This is a genomic window from Alicyclobacillus acidiphilus NBRC 100859, assembly GCF_001544355.1.
Lineage (GTDB): Bacteria > Bacillota > Bacilli > Alicyclobacillales > Alicyclobacillaceae > Alicyclobacillus > Alicyclobacillus acidiphilus.
In genome coordinates, this window is sequence record NZ_BCQI01000133.1 from 1 (window position 1) to 1,735 (window position 1,735).

The window sequence follows — 1,735 nt, forward strand, 5'->3', positions numbered from 1 at the left end:
TTCGCGGATAAGATCTGCGAACCGCTGTACTCGCCTATCGGTCAACGCCCCTATGCGCCTTCCCTCAAGCTCAAAATCCACTTGGTTCAGCGCTACTACGACATCTCTGACCGGGAGATGGAACTGAAAATCATCGGGGATATCTTTGTCAAGCGGTTCCTCGGACTTCCGGTCGCTCATAGCAAGTTTGACCACAGCACCATCGGTTTGGACAGAGATCGCCTTGGGGCCGAGATGTTCCATGCCTGCCATGTGTTCATTCTGGCACAGGCGTTGCATAAGGGACTGTGGGGGGAAGAGGACGATCGCTGGCTGGTGGACTCCTTTCATACGAATGCCAGAGTGTCCACGCCTGGAACGTTTGAACTTATCCAGCAAGCTGCGGGGCGGCTTGTTCGCTATGTGGAGAAACACAACCCAACAGCATACGAACGGATCACGCAAGAGATGGATGTGCAAAAGTTGTCCCAAAAACTGAAGAACTCGGCTACAAAGAGGGACCGGGATCTGGCCTTTAGTGAACTGGTGGTTCAATCGTACGGTCTTGTGGCTTGGTTCAGGCGGATCAACGAGGACAAAGAATCCCGCTGGGCTTCGGAGGAAGAACAACGCACGGCAAAAGAACTCTGCGAATTATTGCTGCGGATTTTACGCGAGAACACAACAGGCTCACCAGATGGCGGAAACAAGGAAGACGGTGAGATGCTGGATTCGGGAGACGAACTGCGGCCTGCCAGTGACGAGGGTACCCCGGTCTACGTGGAGTTGCCAAAGGACAAGAAGCCAACGGATCGGATCGTCAATGCATTCGCCCCGGAGATTCGGGCTGGATTTAAGTCGTCGAAGAAGAGCTTTGTCGGAGATAAGGTTCAGGTGGTTGAGTCTGCGAAGTCGAGGCTGGTGCTGCTGGCCGAGCCCATTGCGGGCAATGAGCCAGACGGTGCAGCCATTGTCGATTTGGTGCAGATGGTCTCCGAGGAGTTTGGAGTGCGCCCTAAGGAGGTCGTGGCAGATAAGGGGTATGCATGGGGAAAGAACTTCCAACAAATGGCGTTACGCGGACAAAGGCTCGTCACGCCTGTTCCCCACTTCACCAACCCGACCGGGAAGATCCCGAATACCGAGTTCCGCTATGATCCCGAACAGCAGACGGTGACCTGCCCGCAAGGGCAGACCACTTCCCACACCACTCGCATTGCCAAGTCGGAAGGCAGGCAGTTCAAGTTCCCGCACGCGACGTGTGAGGCTTGTCCCTTGAAAGAGGAGTGTGTGGGATCCCAAAAGGCAGGCAACAAGTTCGGACGGACAGTGTTCGTCAGCGACTACGCGCCGTTCGTCGAAGAGGTGCGGGCGTATCTCCAGACGCCTGAAGGAAAGGCCGCGTTGCAGGCGCGTTACGAGATCGAGCGTACAAACAACGAATTTAAGAACCCGCATGGTCTAGCTAAGCCGAGGGCCAGGACGCGCAGCAAGTTGCGGACGACGGTGAAATTGACCAGCATAGTGATCAACATGAAGGTGATGGTCAAGTCGCTGACACGGCCGCCGAAGCCGCAAGGGGCCCCAGTATGCGCGTAAACGGCAAACAGGGCCAAGAAGATGAGGAGGACGCGGCGAAGAATGAGCTCAAAATGGATGTTAGGACGACTCAAAGCGACAATTTGTTCCATTACCTGTAAAAAACTTCGATAGTAGCTCCCCACGGGGGAACTTAACATTTGTTAATAGACAGTCT

1 protein-coding gene is annotated in these 1,735 nt (G+C 54.8%); it reads left to right on the forward strand.

What is annotated here, in order from left to right:
- A partial coding sequence (locus AAC01S_RS18365) for a transposase (protein WP_083511964.1) occupies positions 1-1,578 on the forward strand: 1,578 nt, incomplete at its 5' end.
- Positions 1,579-1,735 lie beyond the last annotated feature (157 nt).